General features: G+C 48.0%; 19 protein-coding genes. 11 read left to right on the top strand and 8 right to left on the bottom strand.

The genetic code is table 11. The features are described 5' to 3' along the window. The first annotated feature begins 108 nt into the window (after nucleotides 1–108). From NW212_RS10445 to NW212_RS10430, 4 genes are read left to right on the top strand one after another with little or no spacing between them, the layout of a single operon-like run. A complete protein-coding gene (locus NW212_RS10445; protein WP_258338591.1) occupies nucleotides 109–1254 on the top strand; it encodes a glycosyltransferase family 1 protein in 1146 nt (381 codons plus the stop codon). Then, a complete protein-coding gene (locus tag NW212_RS10440; protein ID WP_258338590.1) occupies nucleotides 1251–2003 on the top strand; it encodes a lipopolysaccharide kinase InaA family protein in 753 nt (250 codons plus the stop codon). Before NW212_RS10445 ends, NW212_RS10440 begins: the two co-directional genes overlap by 4 nt. A 7-nt stretch (nucleotides 2004–2010) precedes the next feature. Continuing rightward, on the top strand, nucleotides 2011–2754 hold the full coding sequence (locus NW212_RS10435) for a glycosyltransferase family 32 protein (protein ID WP_258338589.1): 744 nt from the start codon (nucleotides 2011–2013) through the stop codon (nucleotides 2752–2754). After that, nucleotides 2751–3488, top strand: a complete 738-nt coding sequence (locus NW212_RS10430; protein WP_258338588.1) for a glycosyltransferase family 2 protein — start codon at nucleotides 2751–2753, stop codon at nucleotides 3486–3488. The genes NW212_RS10435 and NW212_RS10430 overlap by 4 nt, the downstream gene beginning before the upstream one ends. Before the next feature lie 148 nt (nucleotides 3489–3636). On the opposite strand, the gene NW212_RS10425 is transcribed toward NW212_RS10430, so the two are convergent. Continuing rightward, the gene (locus NW212_RS10425) at nucleotides 3637–4551 is read right to left on the bottom strand and encodes a lysophospholipid acyltransferase family protein (RefSeq protein ID WP_258338587.1); all 915 of its coding nucleotides are present in this window, start codon (nucleotides 4549–4551) and stop codon (nucleotides 3637–3639) included. A gap of 85 nt (nucleotides 4552–4636) precedes the next feature. Between NW212_RS10425 and NW212_RS10420 the strand changes: the two genes are divergently transcribed. Then, nucleotides 4637–6475 (top strand): ABC transporter ATP-binding protein, encoded by a 1839-nt coding sequence (locus tag NW212_RS10420; RefSeq protein ID WP_258338586.1) that lies wholly within the window; start codon nucleotides 4637–4639, stop codon nucleotides 6473–6475. Here the strand turns inward: NW212_RS10420 and NW212_RS10415 are convergent. From NW212_RS10415 to purN, 3 genes are all read right to left on the bottom strand, one after another. Beyond that, on the bottom strand, nucleotides 6464–7495 hold the full coding sequence (locus NW212_RS10415; RefSeq protein WP_258338585.1) for a glycosyltransferase family 9 protein: 1032 nt from the start codon (nucleotides 7493–7495) through the stop codon (nucleotides 6464–6466). The genes NW212_RS10420 and NW212_RS10415 overlap by 12 nt on opposite strands. Nucleotides 7496–7500: 5 nt before the next feature. After that, nucleotides 7501–8106, bottom strand: a complete 606-nt coding sequence (locus tag NW212_RS10410) for a DUF4254 domain-containing protein (RefSeq protein WP_258338584.1) — start codon at nucleotides 8104–8106, stop codon at nucleotides 7501–7503. Nucleotides 8107–8214: 108 nt separating this feature from the next. Continuing rightward, complete coding sequence (gene purN / locus NW212_RS10405; RefSeq protein WP_258338583.1) at nucleotides 8215–8778, bottom strand: phosphoribosylglycinamide formyltransferase; 564 nt, start codon at nucleotides 8776–8778, stop codon at nucleotides 8215–8217. Nucleotides 8779–8930: 152 nt separating this feature from the next. Between purN and NW212_RS10400 the strand changes: the two genes are divergently transcribed. From NW212_RS10400 to rnc, 3 genes are read left to right on the top strand one after another with little or no spacing between them, the layout of a single operon-like run. Then, nucleotides 8931–9167 carry an acyl carrier protein gene (locus NW212_RS10400; RefSeq protein ID WP_258338582.1) on the top strand — a complete coding sequence of 79 codons (237 nt, stop codon included), beginning with the start codon at nucleotides 8931–8933 and terminating at the stop codon, nucleotides 9165–9167. Between the two features lie 13 nt (nucleotides 9168–9180). After that, nucleotides 9181–10446: a beta-ketoacyl-ACP synthase II gene (gene fabF, locus NW212_RS10395; RefSeq protein WP_258338581.1), complete on the top strand. Its 1266-nt coding sequence runs from the start codon at nucleotides 9181–9183 to the stop codon at nucleotides 10444–10446. Nucleotides 10447–10448: 2 nt separating this feature from the next. Continuing rightward, nucleotides 10449–11447: a ribonuclease III gene (rnc, locus tag NW212_RS10390; RefSeq protein WP_258338580.1), complete on the top strand. Its 999-nt coding sequence runs from the start codon at nucleotides 10449–10451 to the stop codon at nucleotides 11445–11447. An 89-nt stretch (nucleotides 11448–11536) separates the two neighbouring features. On the opposite strand, the gene NW212_RS10385 is transcribed toward rnc, so the two are convergent. After that, nucleotides 11537–12145 (bottom strand): HU family DNA-binding protein, encoded by a 609-nt coding sequence (locus NW212_RS10385; RefSeq protein WP_258338579.1) that lies wholly within the window; start codon nucleotides 12143–12145, stop codon nucleotides 11537–11539. 203 nt (nucleotides 12146–12348) lie between these two features. Next, the gene (locus NW212_RS10380) at nucleotides 12349–13362 is read right to left on the bottom strand and encodes an ATP-dependent 6-phosphofructokinase (protein ID WP_258338578.1); all 1014 of its coding nucleotides are present in this window, start codon (nucleotides 13360–13362) and stop codon (nucleotides 12349–12351) included. A gap of 144 nt (nucleotides 13363–13506) precedes the next feature. Between NW212_RS10380 and NW212_RS10375 the strand changes: the two genes are divergently transcribed. Genes NW212_RS10375 through NW212_RS10365 form a run of 3 tightly spaced genes read left to right on the top strand, consistent with a single transcriptional unit; the run spans nucleotide 13507 to nucleotide 17762 of the window. Further along, nucleotides 13507–15012, top strand: coding sequence for a GH3 auxin-responsive promoter family protein (locus NW212_RS10375; RefSeq protein WP_258338577.1), 1506 nt, complete (start codon nucleotides 13507–13509; stop codon nucleotides 15010–15012). Between the two features lie 15 nt (nucleotides 15013–15027). After that, on the top strand, nucleotides 15028–16953 hold the full coding sequence (locus NW212_RS10370) for an Ig-like domain-containing protein (protein ID WP_258338576.1): 1926 nt from the start codon (nucleotides 15028–15030) through the stop codon (nucleotides 16951–16953). Next, nucleotides 16950–17762, top strand: a complete 813-nt coding sequence (locus tag NW212_RS10365; protein WP_258338575.1) for a DUF3108 domain-containing protein — start codon at nucleotides 16950–16952, stop codon at nucleotides 17760–17762. Before NW212_RS10370 ends, NW212_RS10365 begins: the two co-directional genes overlap by 4 nt. Nucleotides 17763–17988: 226 nt before the next feature. On the opposite strand, the gene NW212_RS10360 is transcribed toward NW212_RS10365, so the two are convergent. Both NW212_RS10360 and cysS read right to left on the bottom strand, forming a co-directional pair. Then, a complete protein-coding gene (locus tag NW212_RS10360) occupies nucleotides 17989–19143 on the bottom strand; it encodes an OmpA family protein (protein ID WP_258338574.1) in 1155 nt (384 codons plus the stop codon). A 170-nt stretch (nucleotides 19144–19313) separates the two neighbouring features. Next, on the bottom strand, nucleotides 19314–20795 hold the full coding sequence (cysS, locus tag NW212_RS10355) for a cysteine--tRNA ligase (RefSeq protein ID WP_258338573.1): 1482 nt from the start codon (nucleotides 20793–20795) through the stop codon (nucleotides 19314–19316). Nucleotides 20796–20813: the final 18 nt, after the last annotated feature.

Below are 20813 nucleotides of genomic sequence, written 5' to 3'. Positions count from 1 at the left end.
TATCATTTTACGGATACAACATCACCTTTTACACACAAATCCAGACAAAAGCACGGACGTTCATGAATTATTTCGTACTTTTGCAAGGACAAACTTCAATCAAAGTCTATGCGCATAGGATTCGACGCGAAAAGAGCTGTACAAAATTTCACAGGCTTAGGAAATTACAGCCGGTATCTGATAGAAACACTTTGCCGTTTCTATCCGGAGAACGAATATGTGCTCTATGCGCCGAAGTATAAGGAAAGCAGACAATTCAGCTCCCTCATGGAGAAATGTCCCGCAATCGAATGCCGGTTGCCGAAAAAAGGATGGAAACGTTTCCGGTCGCTTTGGAGAACATTCGGAGTTACCTCCCGGATGGAAGCAGACGGCATAGATATCTACCACGGACTCAGCAACGAGCTTCCGCTCAATATCCGTAGCCAAAGAAGAACCAAAACTGTGGTTACGATACACGATCTCATCTTCATACGCTATCCCCAATATTACCATCCGATTGACAGATGGCTCTATCAGTATAAATACAGAAAGTCATGTGAAAAGGCCGATGCGATCATCGCCATCAGCGAGTGTACCAAACGCGACATCATCAACTATTTTCATATCAGGCCGGACAAAATACACACCGTTTATCAGGGATGCGACGCTGCTTTCTCCGCCACGGCAACAGATGGCATGAAAAAAGAAGTGCAGGCGACCTACGGCCTGCCGCCCCGATACATTCTGAATGTGGGAAGCATCGAAGAAAGAAAAAACATACTGCTTGCGGTAAAGGCCATGCCCGCAATTCCGGAAGATGTCCATCTGGTAATTGCCGGGAAACGCACGCCGTACACGGAACTGGTGGAAGCCTTCGTCCGTACAAAACATTTGGAGGAAAGGGTCCACCTGCTTCACAACGTTGCATTCCGGCATCTTCCGGCAATGTATCAGATGGCCGAAATATTTGTATACCCGTCACGCTTTGAAGGATTCGGGATTCCAATACTGGAAGCCCTCAATTCATCCGTTCCCGTCATAGCTGCCACAGGATCATGTCTGGAAGAAGCGGGAGGGCCTGACTCCATATACATACACCCCAATGACGTGGAAGGAATGGCGTCAGCGTTGAACCAGCTGCTGAAGAACCCAGAGAAAAGAGAATACATGGCAGAACAAGGCAGAAAATACGCCGACCGCTTCTCCGAAGAACAACAGGCCGGGCAACTAATGAAACTGTATCACTCATTATTATCATCAGAGAAAAAATGAAAATCGTCATAGCTCCGGAATTCCAAAATCTGAAAAATGAGATTCAAGACATCTCCGCCCTCTTCAATTCCGCAAAAGGTGTCATTGTCTATGAAGGAAGAAACTCCATCCGGAATTTCAATATCCAAGGCGTACCCGTCACAATAAAAAGATTCAAAAGGGTAAATCCGGCACAACAGGTTGCCTACACTTTCTTCAAAAGCACCAAGGCTGAACGTGCCTACCGCTATGCTGCCATATTCAGAGAAAGAGGCATCTGTACGCCACAGGAAATCGCATATATAGAGGATTACGAACACGGCTTGTTTACCACCGGATATTTCGTTTCAACCACATGCCCGGACCCTCCGGCGTTCCCTACACTGGTTCCGGAAAAGGACTTCGACAAACAACTTGCAGAAGACCTTATTGGACACGTGATACACATGCACGACAAGGGAATCATACATGGCGACCTGAATCTGGGAAACTTCCTATTCCGCAAGAACCAGGAATCCGGGCATTATTCGTTCACTGTCATTGACATCAACCGCTCGAAATTTTATGAATCGCTCCCCGACAAGGACACGTGCATAAAAAACCTCAGCACCCTAACGCACCGCAGAGATCTGTTCAGTTTCATGATTTCTGCCTACGCAGAAAAAAGGAACTGGCCTGTTGCCGACACGCTAAACAAGGCAACCGCATACCTTGAAGAACTGGAAGCCAGACATGAAAGGAAAGAACGCATAAAGAATCTTTTTAAATGACAAACATATGATACCCAAAGTTATTCACTTCTGCTGGCTGAGCGGAGATCCGTATCCTGCCAAAATAAAAAAATGCATGAAGACATGGAAAAAAGTGATGCCCGACTACGAATGGAAATTATGGAATCTGGAGAATTTTGATCTGAATTCGGCTCCGGCTTACGTAAAAGAAGCTGTCAAGGCACGCAAATGGGCTTTTGCAGCCGACTATATACGCATGTATGCATTATACACAGAAGGTGGATTTTATCTGGATTCTGATGTAAAGGTACTGAAAAGGTTTGATGAATTCCGTTCATACAACTTCATTTCAAGCATAGAGCATCATCCTACACAGCTGGAAAAAACAGGCTCTATCAAATCCATTACAACAAACGGAACACGCATCGGAGAAGAATACATCTCCGGCATGCAGATACAGGCAGCGGTAATGGGCGCGCAGCCTGGATGCCGATTCGTAAAAGACGTACTTGACTGGTATCATTCGAAAACATTCTCCAACGCATTGCCGGCAGACATGTTTTCACCGTTAATTTATGCAAGAATTGCAGAAAAGTATGGATTCCGGTATATTGATGCGGATCAGGACTTGAAAGAAAACATCAAAATATTCCGGTCTGAAATTTTTGCAGGAAACAAACATGAGGTAACTCCAACATCTTATGCTATCCATTATTGCGCGCATAGCTGGAAACCGTCTTTAACAGAAAAAATCTGCAGTATCTTTAAAAGACTGAAAAACAAGCCATGAACAAGAAATGCACATTCAGCATCGTTACGGTTTCGCTCAACAGCTCAAAACTGATTTCTAAAACCATAGAGAGTGTCTTGCAGCAGGAGTATCCTTTCAAAGAATATATCATTATTGACGGAGGATCCACCGACGGAACCGCTGACATCATAAGTAAATACCAGGACCAACTGTCTTATTGGTGTTCGGAACCGGACGGAGGCATCTATCAGGGTATGAACAAAGGCATACAACATGCAAAGAACAAATGGATTATCTTTATGAATGCCGGTGATACTTTTGCAGACAGCCACGTTCTGAGCAACATAGCCCTATATGCAGATGACGAAAAATATGATGTCCTCTACGGAGATATATTCACCACAAAAAATGGGGAACTGAAACTAAAAACAGCATCCGAACCTTGCAATAAGCAGCGGATGTATTTTTGCCACCAAGCGGCTTTTGTCAAGACATCCATTTTGAAAGCCACACCATTCAACACAAAGTTCAAGATGTCTGCCGACTTGTTTTTCTTCAAGCACTGCCGTCTATTGGGCTATCACTTTTTACACGTACCGGTCACTGTTGCGGTCTACGATTCCCGCGGAATCTCCAACACACAGCGCATAAAAGGGCTTCAGGAGAATATACGCATCGTGAAGGAGCTGGACAAGGGATGGGATAGAATCAGGTTCCTTTGCAAACTGTATTACGTCGTATTTTGGATAAAACTAACAAAGCGCGGACATTGACACTCAAAGGAAGCCCGAAAGCTCAAAAGACTCATTTTACGGCAGAAAAGTGCTGAAATGCAGGATAGCAGCATCCGAACATTCCAGCACTTTTCGCAAAGCTATAGAGAAGCGGTCTCGTTTTTTAAGGAGTCTACGCAAAACGTTTCTAACATTTCTCCTCACTCTGCCTGCGCTCCCATTCTTCCTTTGTCCGTTTCCATCGGTTATGAGTCCAAAGCCAATAGGCAGGTTCACGCCGGATCATCTCTTCCAGCAAAGCTGCATAACGGTCTGTAAGTTCATAATCCGGATACTCTTCGGGAGATACCGTTATCCGCTTCAGGTCGCAATGATAATACCCCCGCTTTATCCGCCTGACATCAGCAAAATAGATGACGGCTCCCACTTGTTTTCCAATCTGTTCCGTTCCGATAAAGAACGAAGTGTCGCGGTGGAGAAAAGGAGTCCAGTGGTGTATGCTGTTCCATTTGGGCGCCTGATCAGCTATGAATCCGATCATTGTAAGCTGCTTCTGACGCTTCAACGCAATGATGCGCCGGAGCGTGTCCTTCATCGGGATGCACTCTCCCCCGAAACGGCTCCTCATATAGAGGAAAAGCCTGTCAAAGGTCTTGTTGTATAGAGGATGGTAAATCTGGCTGCTATGGATCTGCGGAGGATACCAGTATGCCAACGATGCAATCCATTCCCAGTTGCAATAGTGGCCCAAATAAATAAATCCGAAGTTCTTTCCTGTCTGTTCCAGATCAGACGCCATCGCATCGGCTCCGGAAAACGTCATGCGCTTCATTATCTGTTCTTTCGACATGGAAAAAAGTTTGATGTTTTCCATTGCACAATCACAAAAGAAACGGTAGAACTTTTTTTCGATGCGGACAATCTCCCCGATACTTTTTTCGGGAAACGAAGCGGTCAGATTCTTGCGGACAACCTTCCTGCGGTAGCGTACCAGATAGTAAAGGGGCACATATAAAACATCAGATACGACATACAGCAGACGCAAAGGAATCAACGAAAGAAGATACCAGCCGCAAAAAACAAAATAATATAATAACTTCATGGAGGATGCTTAAATTACGTTTCAGTAGCAAAACTACAAAAAAATCCATTACCTTTGTAAATTATTAAACATTCCGTTCTACCACATGAAAGAATTTTTCCAACTGATGCGGCGGTTTGTATCGCCTTATAAAAAATATCTGGGCTGGTCTATCCTGCTGAACATTTTGTCGGCGGTATTCAACATCTTCTCGTTTTCGCTGCTGATTCCAATACTGAACATCCTTTTCAAGACCGGAGAAAACGACAAAGTATACCGTTTCATGGAATGGGGAAGCGCAAGCGCGAAGGACGTGGTCATGAACAACTTCTATTACTACACCACCCAACTGATTGAAAATTTCGGACCGGCAACTACACTGCTCTTCCTCGGCCTTTTCCTCGGCTTCATGACCATGCTGAAAACAGCCTGCTACTTCGGCTCGTCAGCCATCATGATCCCGCTGCGTACAGGAGTAGTAAGGGATATCCGCCTGCTTGTCTACAGAAAAGTGGTGGAACTGCCCTTGGGATTTTTTTCCGAAGAACGGAAAGGGGACATTATCGCACGTATGAGCGGGGACGTCAATGAGGTAGAAACTTCCGTTACCAGTTCGCTGGACATGCTGCTCAAGAATCCGATTCTGATTCTTTCTTATTTTGCCACACTGGTTATAACCAGTTGGCAACTGACCCTGTTCACGATTCTGGTATTGCCTTCCATGGGCTGGCTGATGGGCAAAGTGGGCCGTGCGCTGAAACGTCAGTCGCTCGACGCGCAAAACCGCTGGAGCGACACCATGTCGCAACTGGAAGAAACCCTAGGAGGATTGCGCATCATCAAGGCATTCATCGCCGAAAAGAAGATGACCAGCCGTTTCGAGAAATGCTGCAACGACTACCGTGACGCGGTCAACAAGGTGGCTATCCGCCAGTCATCAGCCCATCCGATGAGTGAATTCCTCGGGACACTGCTCATCGTAGCCGTTTTGTGGTTCGGAGGTTCGCTGATCCTTTCGAACAACGCTCCGATTGACGCTTCTACCTTTATTTTCTACATGGTCATTCTCTACAGCATTATCAACCCGCTGAAAGAGTTCTCAAAGGCAAGCTACAATATTCCGCGAGGACTGGCTTCCATGGAACGCATCGACAAGATCCTGAAAGCAGAAAATCCGATAAAGGAAGCGGAGCATCCGAAAACGCTGAGCGACCTGAATGAAAAAATAGAATTCAAGGACATATCCTTCAGCTACGACGGGAAAAAAGAGGTGCTGAAACACATCAATATCGTAATACCAAAAGGCAAGACCATCGCACTGGTGGGACAGTCCGGATCAGGAAAATCAACCCTTGTAGATCTTCTCCCGCGTTACCACGACGTGCAAGAAGGCGAAATAACCATCGACGGGACAAACATCAAAGACCTTCGCATCCACGACTTGCGGAGTCTGATCGGCAATGTAAACCAAGAGGCGATCCTCTTCAACGATACATTCTTCAACAACATTGCCTTCGGTGTAGAGAATGCAACCATGGAACAAGTGATAGCAGCAGCAAAAATAGCCAATGCACACGACTTTATCATGGAAAAGCCCGAAGGATACAACACGAACATCGGCGACCGTGGAAGCAAGCTCTCGGGAGGCCAGCGCCAACGCATCAGCATCGCACGCGCTATTCTCAAGAATCCTCCGATACTCATTCTGGATGAAGCTACCTCCGCACTCGACACGGAATCGGAAAGACTGGTGCAGGAGGCGCTTGAACGGTTGATGAAGACGCGCACAACCATAGCCATCGCACACCGGCTGTCAACAATCAAAAATGCGGACGAGATCTATGTTTTGTACAACGGTCAGATTGTTGAGCGAGGCACACACGACGAACTGATCAAGAAACAAGGATACTACAAGCGACTGCACGACATGCAGTCACTCGGTTAACTTCTTTATCCGCTCAACGATCTTTTCGGGAGAGATGCCGTTCAAGCAGCGGTAATCTCCCCAACGACAGGGTCTGTTGCCATATACCGAACACGGACGGCAAGGCAAGTCAAGCTGAATGATATTCTCCGGCTGCTGGTTCCAGCCCATAAAGCCGGCATAAGGATGTGTGGCTCCCCATACAGAAACGACAGGTGTGCCCACAAGCGAAGCCAAATGCATGTTGCCCGAATCCATGGTAAACATTGCGTCCAGCTTGCTCATCAAGGCAAGCTCTTCGTCCATCTTCAAGCATCCGACAACAGAGGTTACACAAGGAAATTCCTTTTCCCAGGCAGATAAAATCTCTTTTTCCCGATTTCCTCCGCCAAACAAAAAGATACGTACCCCGGACACAGACGATAAAAGACGGACAACTTTATGCTGAAACAGCAAAGGATAGATTTTTCCTTTATGTGCAGCAAAAGGAGCGATGCCAATCCATTTACATCCTTCCTCCTTTTCACCGAAACCCTCCGGCAAAGAAGGAAATGACTTTCCTGATTCAAAAACAGATTTGAAATTGAACGGAAATGAATAGCCCAAACACCGGAAAACATCCCTGTAGCGGGAAAAAGATGATTCCAGAGGCGACTTGACCTTATTTCTTGCAGACACCAGCCGGTGCTTTTCTCTCCGTCCCTTGTCAATATGAGCAACACGCACCCCATCCATAAGGAAAAACAAGCGCAGCACCTTGGTACGAAGCACATCATGCAGGTCTACGACGGCATCAAACTTCTCCCCCCTCAATTCTGAATAAAGGCGCAAGAGCCCTCCAAAGCCTTTGTAGCCGCTCTTCAGGTCTACGCCCTTAAAGGTAACGTTAGACGGCGCATAAGCAAAAAGCGGAGCCAAAGCAGAACGGCTCAGCATCACCAGCTGATGTTGGGGATAGGCCTTGGCAAATGAATAAAGCACTGGGACAGTCATTGCAACGTCACCCAGTGCCGAAAAACGAATCGCCAATATTTTTGCCATCAAGCTTATTTTTTGCCGTATAAAACGGGATTCAACGACGGATCATTATACATTTTCATCTGCTTGTAGACTTTCATATATTTGCGTCCTGCCTCTATATCCGCAAGCAACTGATCAATAGCCGCTGACAAGTCCGTCTGCTGTTCCAGCAAGACATTGAGCTTTGATTCACACTGCAGCTTATGCGCTTCATCCGTATCGGTACGTTCAACCTCCTTGCGCATGTGATAAATCTTCAAAGCCAGGATCGACAGGCGGTCCACCGCCCATGCAGGACTTTCCGTATTGATCGTCGCATCAGGAAGAACACTCACCCCTTTATACCTGTCGAGGAAATAACTGTCTATCAGTTCAACCAGATCCGTACGGTCCTGATTGGACTTGTCAATGCGCCTCTTCAAAGCAAGAGCCTCAACCGGATCAATCTCCGGATTGCGGATCAGATCTTCCAAATGCCATTGAACCGTATCAATCCAACATTTCAAGTACAAATAATACTCAATGCTTTTCAATGGATAAGGATTGACGATCGGAGCGTCTACACAGTCGTATTTATGATAATCATCAATAACTTGCACAAAAATCGGGTTGCTCAGTTCTGTAAAAGTCATATTGCTTTTATTTAAAGGTTTGTAATAAGGGCAAATGTAAAGAAAGTTTTCAGAACTCACAATTAACTGTGCAGAAAATCACAAAATCACCAATGCATCCTGCCGCGGCTATTCCGCCAGCAGCTTTTCAATCACCTCCGGATAGTACCGGTATTCCAGTTCATGCACCCGGGCAGCCAGCGACTCAGGAGTGTCTTCCGGAAGCACAGGACATGCTGCCTGAAACACATAGTCGCCTTCATCATACTTCTCATTGATATACTGAATCGTAATGCCGCTCTCCTTCTCTCCGGCCGCAAGCACCGCTTCATGCACGTGCATGCCGTACATTCCATTCCCTCCGAACTTCGGCAGAAGAGAAGGATGGATATTTACCATATGCCCCTCATACGCATGAACCATCTCATCGGGAATGCGCGAAAGGAAGCCGGCCAGCACAACAAAGTCAATCTCTGCCTCCTGCAACAGCCGGAGCGCTTCACCCGAACGGAACTCCGAAGGGACAACTGTCTTACATACAACACCTAAGCGACGGGCACGTTCTATAACTCCTGCTGATGGCCGGGAAGAAATTACCAATGCCACTTCTGCCGTACGCTTCTCTTTGAAGTATCTGATAATCCGCTCGGCGTTTGTTCCTTCGCCTGATGCCAAAACCGCTATTTTTTTCATAACAACCTCCTATTTTATGCACAACGTATATAAAATTGTGCAAAGAAACAACATTTATTTGCAAGAATATTTGTTTAAGCCAAGAAATATTTATTCCTTTGCACCGAAAAATCAATAAATTATCTTATTTATAAACCTAAAAAATTAGAATTATGTCTGAAATTGCATCAAAAGTACAGAAAATTATCGTTGATAAATTGGGCGTAGAAGAATCAGAAGTTGTTCCAACAGCTAGCTTCACCAACGATTTGGGTGCAGACTCATTGGATACTGTAGAATTGATTATGGAATTCGAAAAGGAATTCGGCATTCAGATTCCCGACGATCAGGCAGAAAAAATCCAGACTGTAGGCGACGCTATCTCTTATATCGAGGCTAACGCTAAATAATTAATTCTATTTTATGGAATTAAAGAGAGTAGTAGTAACAGGTCTTGGTGCACTGACTCCCGTAGGAAATACAGTTCCAGAATTCTGGAACAACCTTGTCAACGGTGTCAGCGGAGCAGGACCTATTACTCATTTTGATGCGTCTAAATTCAAGACTCAGTTCGCTTGCGAAGTAAAAAACTTCAACGCGACCGATTTCATCGACCGCAAGGAAGCACGCAAGATGGACCTCTATACCCAATATGCCGTCGTAGCAGCAAAAGAAGCCGTTACTGACGCAGGGATAGATGTAGAAAAAGAAGATCTGAACAGAATCGGCGTCATTCTAGGAGTAGGAATCGGCGGAATCCATACTTTCGAAGAGGAAGTGGGAGGATATGAACAGACCAAAGACACAATCGGTCCGAAGTTCAGCCCGTTCTTCATACCTAAAATGATTGCTGACATCGCTTCCGGACAAATATCGATCATGTACGGCTTCCACGGACCGAACTTTACAACCACCTCAGCATGTGCCTCTTCTTCAAATGCCATTGCAGATGCATTCAACTACATCCGTCTGGGCAAGGCAAACATCATCGTTACAGGCGGTGCCGAAGCAGCCATTTTCCCGGCAGGCGTAGGAGGATTCAATGCCATGCACGCATTGTCTACACGCAATGACGACCCGGCACGCGCATCGCGTCCTTTCAGCGCAAGCCGCGACGGATTCGTTATGGGAGAAGGTGCAGGATGCCTGATCCTTGAAGAGCTGGAACATGCAAAGGCACGCGGAGCGAAAATATATGCCGAAGTGGCCGGAACAGGCGCTTCTGCCGATGCCTACCACCTCACAGCTTCCCATCCGGACGGTCTGGGAGCCAAGCTCGTGATGAAAAATGCACTGGAAGATGCAGGCATGCAGCCGGAAGACATTGACTACATCAATGTTCACGGAACCTCTACTCCAGTAGGCGACATCTCGGAAGTGAAAGCCATCAAAGAGCTTTTCGGCGAACATGCCTACAAACTGAACATCAGCTCTACGAAATCAATGACAGGACACTTGCTGGGAGCTACCGGAGGTGTAGAAGCCATTGCAAGCGTATTGTCTGTAAAGAACGACATTGTTCCTCCGACTATCAACCATGAAGAAGGCGACAACGACGAGAACATCGACTACAGCCTGAACTTCACGTTCAACAAAGCACAGAAGCGTACGGTTCGCGCCGCTTTGAGCAACACATTCGGTTTCGGCGGACACAATGCATGTATAATTGTAAAAAAATACACTGAATAATTGTGTTTAGCAATATTATTGACAAGATAAGGCTTCTTTTCCGAAAGGACAGGGAGTCTTATCTTTGTTTTTACAAGATTCTGGGATTCTATCCAAAGAATATCGAGCTCTACAAGCAGGCACTTCTGCACAAGTCATCCTCAATAAAATCGCAGGAAGGAAGACTTCTGAACAACGAAAGACTGGAATTTCTGGGCGACGCTATCCTAGACGCAGTCGTAGGTGATATCGTATACAGGCATTTCGGAGGAAAACGTGAAGGCTTCCTCACCAATACGCGCTCTAAAATCGTCCAGCGCGAAACGCTGAACCGCATCGCCGTAGAGATAGGGCTTGACAAACTGATCAAATTTACCACACGCCAGTCGGCCCACAACAGCTATATGTGCGGAAACGCTTTCGAGGCACTTATAGGAGCCATCTATCTTGACCGCGGATATGATGCCTGCATGAGATTCATGAGCAAGCGCATCATGACGAACTATCTGGACATTGAGCAGGTTTCACGAAAAGAGGTCAACTTCAAGTCGAAGTTCATCGAGTGGAGCCAGAAGAACAAATTTGCCATCGAATTTATTCTGCTGGAACAGTCGGTAGACGACAGCCAAAGCCCCGTGTTCGAAACGCAGATAAACATCGAAGGCATCCCGGCAGGAAGAGGGAAAGGATACTCCAAGAAAGAATCGCAGCAGGAAGCCGCCCACAAAAGCCTGAAAAAAATAAAAAACGATGCGGCCTTCATCGACTTAATCTTTGCAGCCAAGAAAGAAAGAGAGATGAAGAATGAAGAAGAGATGCAGGCACAAGAAAAGACAGGAGATTCACTCCCCGAGAAACAAGAAAATGCCGGCTCTACAGCCCTGACCGCAACGGAAACAAAAGCCGAACTTCCGGCCGAGAAATATGAAGACATCGAACGGATCATCTCGGAAGCTGAAAACGCAGCCTTTCTTGAGGTAGAAAAAGAAAAGGATGCGATGAAACTATCCGAACAGGACTAGGACACAAAGGCACAAAAGAACGCCATCAGACTGCAGATCTTGACAAACGCGCATTTGTGCCTTTGCGCTTCAAACTATATTCCGGCACATCACTTGCCGAAATTTCCTTTTGCCGGAACATAAATGGGATGGGTGCGCGCCCCCACGTTCTTCAGCCGGCCTTCTTCCACAAGCTTCTTTATCACCCTTGCCGCAGTAGAACGGGTAAAGCCGCAAATGTCTTCCAGCTTCTGTCTTGTAAGCACCTCCCCGTTCCCGAAAAATTCCGCCAGCAGCTTCTCAAGCTTTTCATCCGGACACTTCGCCGAATGCGGACGGATATCCGAGCGTTCGGTTTCCGCATTGCGCATCAGTTCAAGCAAGCGTTTGTCGGGGCGGAAGCGCACGGTTCTGACCTTCACGTCCCTCGAGCGTGTATCTTTCGGATTCTTGGTTTCCGGGCATTTCAGCGTTACCTGAAAATATCCCAGCCCTTCTACGTGCACCCGCTCTCCTTCTTTCAGATGCCAGGCCAGTTCCTGCCCAAGCGAAACCAGCACCGCATGCACGTCGGCCTCTGTCAGCGTACATCGTTGCTGTATGCTGCTCGCCAGGGCATCTGTGCTGACATGCCGGAAATTGACCACGCGCGCATAATAACGTTTCTTTGATGTGCCCTCCGTATCGGGCGTACGATAAAATTCAAACTTGATTGCCATTTCTTTCAATCCGTCGGTTAAGGTTAAACATCGGTTTCAATTTATCTCTTCACTGGAGTGATACGTTCGTTTCACTGGAGTGATGCGTTCTCCCCACTGCAGTGAGGACATCGTATCACTCCAGTGAAGAGGTAAAAACAACAAGACAAAGATAGAATAATTTTCGGAACAGTGCAATTTTTCTTCCCCGCACGGTGCCAGGATTATCCGAAGCAGATCCCCATGTGGCGGCCCTGCACAACCAGGTCGTGTTCTTCCGTAACCAGCTTCAGCTTGCCGGCCACCTCACTCAGAGCAACCGAGTCAATGCTGTCGCCACGAAGCGCGACCATCTTTCCGAAACGTCCCTGGGCAATCAGGTCCACCGCATGGCCTCCCATACGGGTAGCCAGATTGCGGTCGTAAGCCGTCGGGGCACCTCCGCGCTGAATATAGCCCAGCACCGTTTCGCGCGTTTCAAACCCTGTTTCATATTCTATTTCTTCCGCTATATATTGAGCGGCCTTCTTTCCGCCCAAGGTCTGGATGCCTTCTGCCACAACCACGATAGAGTAGGGCTTTCCCCGCTTCAGCCGGTCGATAATCGCGTCGCCTATCCGATGCATGTCGTACGGAATTTCAGGAAGCAGAATGATGTCGCCTCCCCCGGCCATGCCCGAGTAAAGGGCTATCCATCCGGCCTTATGCCCCATCACCTCAATCACCATCACACGCTGGTGCGAACTCGCGGTCGAGTGCAAGCGGTCGATAGCGTCGGTAGCGATAGAAACCGCCGAATCGAACCCGAACGAAACATCAGTTCCCCACACGTCGTTGTCTATTGTTTTCGGAATCCCCACCACATTCACTCCCATTTCGGCCAGCCGTGCGGCGGTTTTCTGCGTGCCGTTTCCGCCGATGCACACAATGCAGTCCAACTGGTGGTCTTTGATTGTCTGAAGCAGGATGGCCGGCTTGTCTTCTGAAAAGGCGCCGCTCCCTCTCCGCTTGAACGGCTTGACGCGGGACGTTCCCAGAATCGTGCCGCCCAAATTCAGCAAGCCCGTCAGCGAATTATTGTCCAGCCGGACAATATCATCGTCCAGCAACCCTCTGAAGCCGTTCCGGATGCCGTACACTTCCATTCCATAATGGTTGACGGCCGCTTTGCATACCCCGCGAATCGTAGCGTTGATGCCCGGACAATCACCGCCTGAAGTCAAGATTCCTACTTTCATAGTCTACCGCATTTAAATTTGTGATGTAAAGGTAAGAAAAAAGTAGCCAAAAGTCGCCACTAAGGGAAAAATAATACACGCCGCACAAAAAATTGGAAAGAAAAAATTACCTTTGCAGATGGAGTGTTGAAATAAAGACAGCAAATGAATACAACAAAAGTGATAGGAAAAATATTCGGTTCGCGGCAGAGGGCTATCGAAAAGTATGCCACTGAAACAGAAGCCATTCAGAACCGGGTATTCCAGAAACTGATACAGCAGGCCGCTCCGACGGAGTGGGGAAAGAAATACGACTACGCGCACATACGGACCTATGAGGATTTCCGGCGCGTACCCATCCAGACCTACGAAGAAGCAAAAGGCTACATCGACCGGATGAGGCACGGAGAAGAAGACGTGCTATGGCCGGGAAAGATTATCTGGTATGCCAAATCCTCCGGAACGACAAACGACAAAAGCAAATTCATCCCGGTGAGCCAGGACGGTCTGCACGGAATACACTACAAGGGAGGAGTTGACGCCGTCGCGCTTTATCTGGCGGAAAATCCCGAAAGCCGGTTCTTCTCGGGCAAGGGACTGATTCTGGGAGGAAGCCACAGCCCCAACTACAACGTGAAAGACAGCCTGGTGGGCGACCTGTCGGCCATTCTGATCCAGAACATCAACCCGCTGGTAAACTTTATCCGCGTTCCGAGCAAGGAAATCGCGCTGCTCAGCGAATTTGAAGAAAAGGTGGAGCGCATAGCCGAAACAACCATCCACGAGAACGTGACCAACATCTCGGGCGTTCCCTCATGGATGCTTGCCGTCATCAAACGCATTCTTGAGAAGACAGGAGCGAAACACCTGAACGAAGTGTGGCCCAACCTGGAGGTGTTCTTCCACGGGGGCGTATGCTTCACGCCATACCGCGAACAATACAGGCAGCTGATACCGGGAAGCCAGATGCACTACATGGAAACCTACAACGCCAGCGAAGGCTTTTTCGGGCTCCAAAGCAACCTGAACGACCCTGCCATGCTGCTGATGATTGACTATGACGTGTTCTACGAATTCATTCCGCTGGAAGAAATCGACGACCCGGAACCGCATATCGTGCCTCTCACCGGCGTGGAAGTGGGACGGAACTATGCCATCGTCATCAGCACTTCGTGCGGGCTGTGGCGGTATATCCTGGGAGATACGGTAAAGTTCACCCAAAAGAATCCGTACAAGTTCATCATCTCCGGACGCACAAAGCACTTCATCAACGCTTTCGGCGAAGAGCTGATGGTGGACAATGCGGAAAAGGGACTGGCGCAGGCTTGTGCCGCAACAGGAGCACAGGTGCTCGAATACACGGCGGCCCCCGTATTTATGGATGCGGACGCAAAATGCCGGCACCAGTGGCTGATAGAATTCAGCGTCATGCCGGATTCGCTCGAAAAGTTCCGCGACATACTCGACCGGTCGCTTCAGGAAATCAACTCCGACTACGAGGCCAAACGGCGCAAGGACATCACCCTGCAAAAGCTGGAAATCATCGTGGCACGTCCCAATCTGTTCCACGACTGGCTGAAGCAAAAAGGCAAATTGGGAGGGCAGCATAAAGTGCCCCGGCTCAGCAACAACCGAAACTATATAGACGAAATCCTGCAACTGAACCATTAAACCGCTAAAAACCGAATGAAACCGATTCCCAAATACATCGCTCTGCTGCTGATTATCATCGGCTTCTATGCATGCGCCAGCACCGGACAGCCCGACGGGGGACCATACGATGAAACTCCGCCGAAGTTCGTGCGCGCCACGCCCGAACCGAACGCAACCAACAACAAACGGAAGAAAATATCCATCGAGTTTGACGAATACATCAAGCTCGACAAGCCTTCGGAAAAGGTCATCATCTCTCCTCCCCAAAAAGAAGCTCCCGAAGTAAAAGTGAGCGGACACAGAGTGCTGGTGGAGTTCTTCGACACGCTGCAGGAGAACACGACTTATACGGTGGACTTCGGCGACGCAATCGTAGACAACAACGAAGACAATCCGCTGGGCAACTTTGCCTATGCATTCTCAACGGGAGAACATATCGACACGATGGAGGTGTCGGGCACCGTGCTCAACGCCCAGGATCTGGAACCGATAAAGGGCATTCAAGTGGGCCTTCACAAGGATCTGAACGACACGGCATTCACCAAACTGCCTTTCGCGCGCATTTCGCGCACAGACAGCCGCGGGCATTTCACCATCCGCGGAGTCGCTCCGGGAAAATACCGCATCTATGCGCTTCAGGACGGAAACCAGAACTACCTGTTTGATTCGAAAACGGAAGCCATCGCCTGGCAGGATTCGCTGGTCATCCCAAGCATGGCTCCGGCCGTAAGGCAGGATACCGTATGGAACGAACTCGACACGCTGGCCTACGACACGATTTATGAAGTGAAATACACCCGCTTCATGCCCGACGATCTCATTCTCCGCGCATTCAAGGAAGAAAATCCCATGCAGTATCTGGTAAAGAGCGAACGGGAGCAACTGAACCGCTTTTCTCTGTATTTCAGTGCAAAGGCCGATACGCTTCCTACAATCAAGGGACTTGACTTTGACGAGAAAGACGCGTTCGTAATCGAAAGCAACGCACGCCACGATACCATCCGATACTGGATAAAGGATACGACGCTCTGCGAACGCGACACGCTGACCTTCCAGATGGATTATCTTGCCACAGACACCCTGGGAAAACTGGTTCCCAAGACAGATACCTTGCGGATGATGAACAAAATCAACAAGGAGCGCCGCCTGGCAATGGCGGAAGACGCGCGGAAGAAAGAAGAGAAAGAACGGAAAAGAAGGGAAAAGCGAGGCGATACCATCAAGGCAGAGCCCAAGTTCTTTGCCATGACGGTCGATGCTCCTTCTAGCCTGGACATCAACAAAAACGTTGTGCTCAGATTTGAAGAGCCGGTTGAACATATCGATACCTCCGGCATTCATCTGGCCGTAATGGTAGACTCCGTATGGCAGGAAACCCCGTTCATCTTCAGAGCCGACTCCGGGGTTCACAGGCAATATCAGATTCTTGCAAACTGGGAGCCGGGGCAGGAGTATCAGCTCACCATCGACTCGCTTGCCATCAAGGGCATTTACGGACTGTATACGAACAAGACCGAAAACAAGCTGAAAGTGAAAACGCTTGAAGAATACGGCACGCTCTACCTGAATATCATAGGGGCAGGCCCTCATGCCATCGTGCAATTGCTGAACAGCAGCGATGCCGTGGTGCGCCAGCAGACCGTTACCGACAAGAACACATGCGACTTTTATTTCCTCCAGCCCAGCACCAAATACTATATCCGCCTGATAAACGACAGGAATAATAACGGTGTATGGGATACAGGAAACTATGAGAATAAAATCCAGCCGGAAGAAGTTTTCTATTTTCCCAAAGTTTGGGAAATGAAGGCTAACTTCGAGTTCGAGGAAACATGGGACATTCATGCCGTGCCGCTCGACAAACAAAAGTTGGATGAAATAAAGAAACAGAAACCAGAAGAAGCCAAAAAAATCAAGGACCGCAACAAAGAGCGGGCACGTAAATTAGGAAGAACATGAGAAAACTGATTCTTTGCCTCTGCCTTCTGATAGGAAGCATGGCAGCTAAAGCACAATGCGGCGCGGTAAACGACGCCATCAAGCCGGGCGAAACTCTGTCGTACGAACTGAAGTTCAACTGGAAGTTCATCTGGATCAATGCCGGATGGGCAAAAATGACAGTAAACGAAGCAACCTACAAAGGGATGCCCTGCCTGAGGACAGACCTGGAATCGTATACAAACAAAAAGATAGACTTCTTCTTCAAAATGCGCGACACGCTGACCTGCATAACGACAAAGGATCTGGTGCCGGTGTATTTCCGCAAAGGAGCTGAAGAAGGAAAGCGGTACACAGTAGACGAAGTAAACTTCAGCTACCGGAACGGACTGTGCATCGTCGACCAGCAACGCACGCTTAGAGGAAATACAGACAAGCACCACGATGAAATGGAGGTCTGTGTATACGATATGCTGAGCATCCTGCTACAGGCCCGCTCATACGATCCGACAGACTATAAAGTAGGGCAAAAGATTCTGTTTTCCATGGCAACGGGAAGAGCGATCGAAAAACAGACACTTATCTACCGCGGCAAGGAAAACTTCAAGTCGGAAAACAATGTCACTTATCGCTGCCTAGTGTTCTCACTGGTCGAATATACCGCTGAAGGGAAAGAAAAAGAGGTCATCACATTCTACGTGACAGACGACCGCAACCACCTTCCCGTCCGCCTGGACATGTACCTGAACTTCGGCTCAGCCAAGGCATTCCTGACAAACATCGAAGGCAACCGGCATCCGCTGACTTCGATCGTGGAAGAAGGAAAATAAAGATCTCCCCAAATGAAATAACTTAAGACAAAGAGGTTGTGCCGGCATTTCGACACAACCTCTTGTGGTGAAAGAAAGCTGTTCCGACATTCCGGCAAAGCCTCGTGATCCAAAGCTTCAGGAAATGCATACACATCAGATCTGACATGACAAAAAGTCGGTCTGCCAACAAAAAAAGACGGACACCCGCAGGCATCCGTCCCTTTGCAGTCAATATTCAAAAGCTTTATTCTGCACCTTCATCGCTCAGCGTAGCAATACTTACCCGGTTCCAGTCGGCTTCCGAGAACATATTTCCAACGCCCTGTCCTTCTGCCGAGATACGGCTTGCACTGATTTTGTATCTGTTCACCAGTATCTTCTTCACTGCATCCGCACGTTGCTGTGCTATGCGTGCATTTACCTCTGCACTTCCTTCGGGAGAAGCATACCCCTTGATTGAAACAGTGCTTCCCGGATGATTCTTCATATATGTAGCGATACGCTCAACATTCGGAATCTGATCGGAGCCTACCGAAGTGCTTCCCTGACGGAAAGTAACGACTGACTCAAGCGACATGGTATGGCTGTTCTTAACGATTGTTTCGATCGGCGCATTCTGACATTCCGAAAGTTCCTTCCGACATTTTTCCAAAGCGTCCTGCAATTCGTTGGCACGTGCCGCGCTATTATCCAGCGCTTCTCTTTTGAGTTCAACCTCTGCGCGCAATGCGTTAACTTTTTTATTCAACGCCTCTGCCTCACACGCATCGTACGGACGCTGGATCGTCATATAGTGCTTGCCATTGCTTCCGCGGAAGTGGTAGGTCACACCAGCCAGAAGTTCCATTGCCGATCTGTTAACATTCAGTGCGGTTCCGTCCATACGCCATACTACTGCAGGCTTGATGTTGACAGACCATGCTTTCTCTGCGCCCAGATTAAAATTCAAGCTTGCTCCAAAACGGGCGGTCAGATAACTGTCGTCCTTTCCATAGCCCGAATTCATGAAGTCGTGTCCCCAGCCGAATCCGCTGACAGCTTCAACCTCAAGCAGACGCGGTTTGCCAAGGTATCCTCCAAACAGATTGTTCAAGTTGATCTTGCCATTGGCAGTAAGAGTCAGTGCATCAAAGGCTGTACGGCTATATGAAGTGTTCACAGCAGACAACCCCTGAAATGACAGGCCGAATACCGGAGTTACCTGTTTTCCGAGTTCCAGGCCTACAGCTCCACGCATGTTCTTCCAGAAGGCAGAATGAGAGAGCGGAGTGACTCCGCCGCCGTTCAGGCCGATATACCAGTTGTCGAAGAAGGCAGTACCTTCATACGCTTTCTGTGCGTTCACAGACACAGCCATTGCAGCAAACAACGCTGCAACCATTGCAATTTTCTTTCTCATTTTCTTTTTAATTTAGTTAAGTTCTTGTTTTTAGTGTATTACAAAATCGATGCCATTTATGTATCCCATCTGGTGGAAAACAAAACAGACAAAGAAAAGTTTCATCCGTATATAAAAAAATACCCTGCCAATTAAATTGACAGGATACTTCTTATAACAAGCGGTTTACGTTATTTGTTCAATTTCCATGTAAATCCGTCTTTTGTATCTTTCACCTCAAAACCCAAGGCAGAAAGGCTGTCACGGATCTTGTCGCTGGTAGCCCAGTCCTTATTGGCTTTTGCTTTCATACGCTGTTCAAGCAGCATGTCAACAACTTTGCCGAACGCTTCTTCACGAGCCTCATTATTCTCAGTTTCCGACTTCAGTCCCAGAATATCAAACGCGAACAGACTGAACACATCTTTCAGTTCTTCCAGATCTTCTGCACTGATGGTCGCCTTCTTGTCAGTCACCGTATTTACCATACGGACAGCATCAAAGAGATGAGAAATTACAATCGGCGTATTCAAGTCGTCATTCATCGCCTCGTAGCATTTCTCACGCAATCCGGCCGGTTCTATGCCCGAAGTCGTTGCAGAAGGAGCAATGCGCTCCAGATTCTTGAATCCTTCCATCAAACGTTCGAGTCCCTTTTCAGCTGCCTGCAGCGCTTCATTGCTGAAGTCAACCGTACTGCGGTAGTGAGCCTGAAGAATGAAGAAACGGATTGTCATCGGCGAATAAGCTTGAGAAAGCAGCTTGTTGGAACCGGTAAAGAACTCCTCAAGCGTGATGAAATTGCCGAGCGACTTGCCCATCTTCTGTCCGTTGATGGTAATCATGTTGTTGTGCATCCAATAGCGCACCATCTGATGTCCCTCAGAAGCCACAGCCTGGGCAATCTCACATTCATGATGCGGGAAAACCAAGTCCATTCCTCCCCCATGAATATCGAATGTTTCACCCAGATACTTGCGTCCCATGGCTGTACATTCGCAATGCCAGCCGGGGAATCCGTTGCTCCACGGAGAAGGCCAGCGCATGATGTGTTCCGGCTGCGCACATTTCCAGAGAGCGAAATCGGCCGGATTATGTTTTTCTTCCTGACCGTCCAGTTCACGGGTTGTATTGAGCACATCGTCAAGGTTGCGTCCCGAAAGCACGCCGTAGTGATGATCCTTATTATATTTTGCCACATCAAAATACACCGAACCTTCGCTGACATAGGCATATCCGTTTTTCAGGATCTCCTCCACCAGCTTAATCTGCTCGATGATATGCCCCGAAGCATGCGGTTCAATGCTTGGCGGAAGCACATTCAGCGCCTCCATCGCCTTATGGTAACGGATCAGATAATATTGCACAACTTCCATCGGCTCCAACTGTTCCAGGCGCGCTTTCTTTGCAATCTTGTCTTCTCCGTCATCCGCATCATGCTCCAGATGTCCTACATCCGTAATGTTGCGCACATAACGCACCTTATAGCCCAAATGCTTCAGGTAGCGGAAAAGAATATCAAAAGTGATTGCCGGACGAGCATGGCCCAAATGAGCATCCCCGTATACGGTAGGACCGCAGACATACATCCCGACATGAGGAGCGTGCAAAGGAACGAACAGCTCCTTCCTGCGGGTCAAAGTATTGTAAATAATCAGCTTGTCAGTTTCCATAATTATAATGATTAGTTG

Source organism: Bacteroides sp. ET225 (assembly GCF_024733745.1).
GTDB classification, from domain to species: Bacteria; Bacteroidota; Bacteroidia; order Bacteroidales; family Bacteroidaceae; genus Phocaeicola; species Phocaeicola excrementipullorum.
The sequence above is the reverse complement of the archived record's forward strand: the minus strand, read 5'-3'. Positions and strand labels throughout refer to the sequence as shown.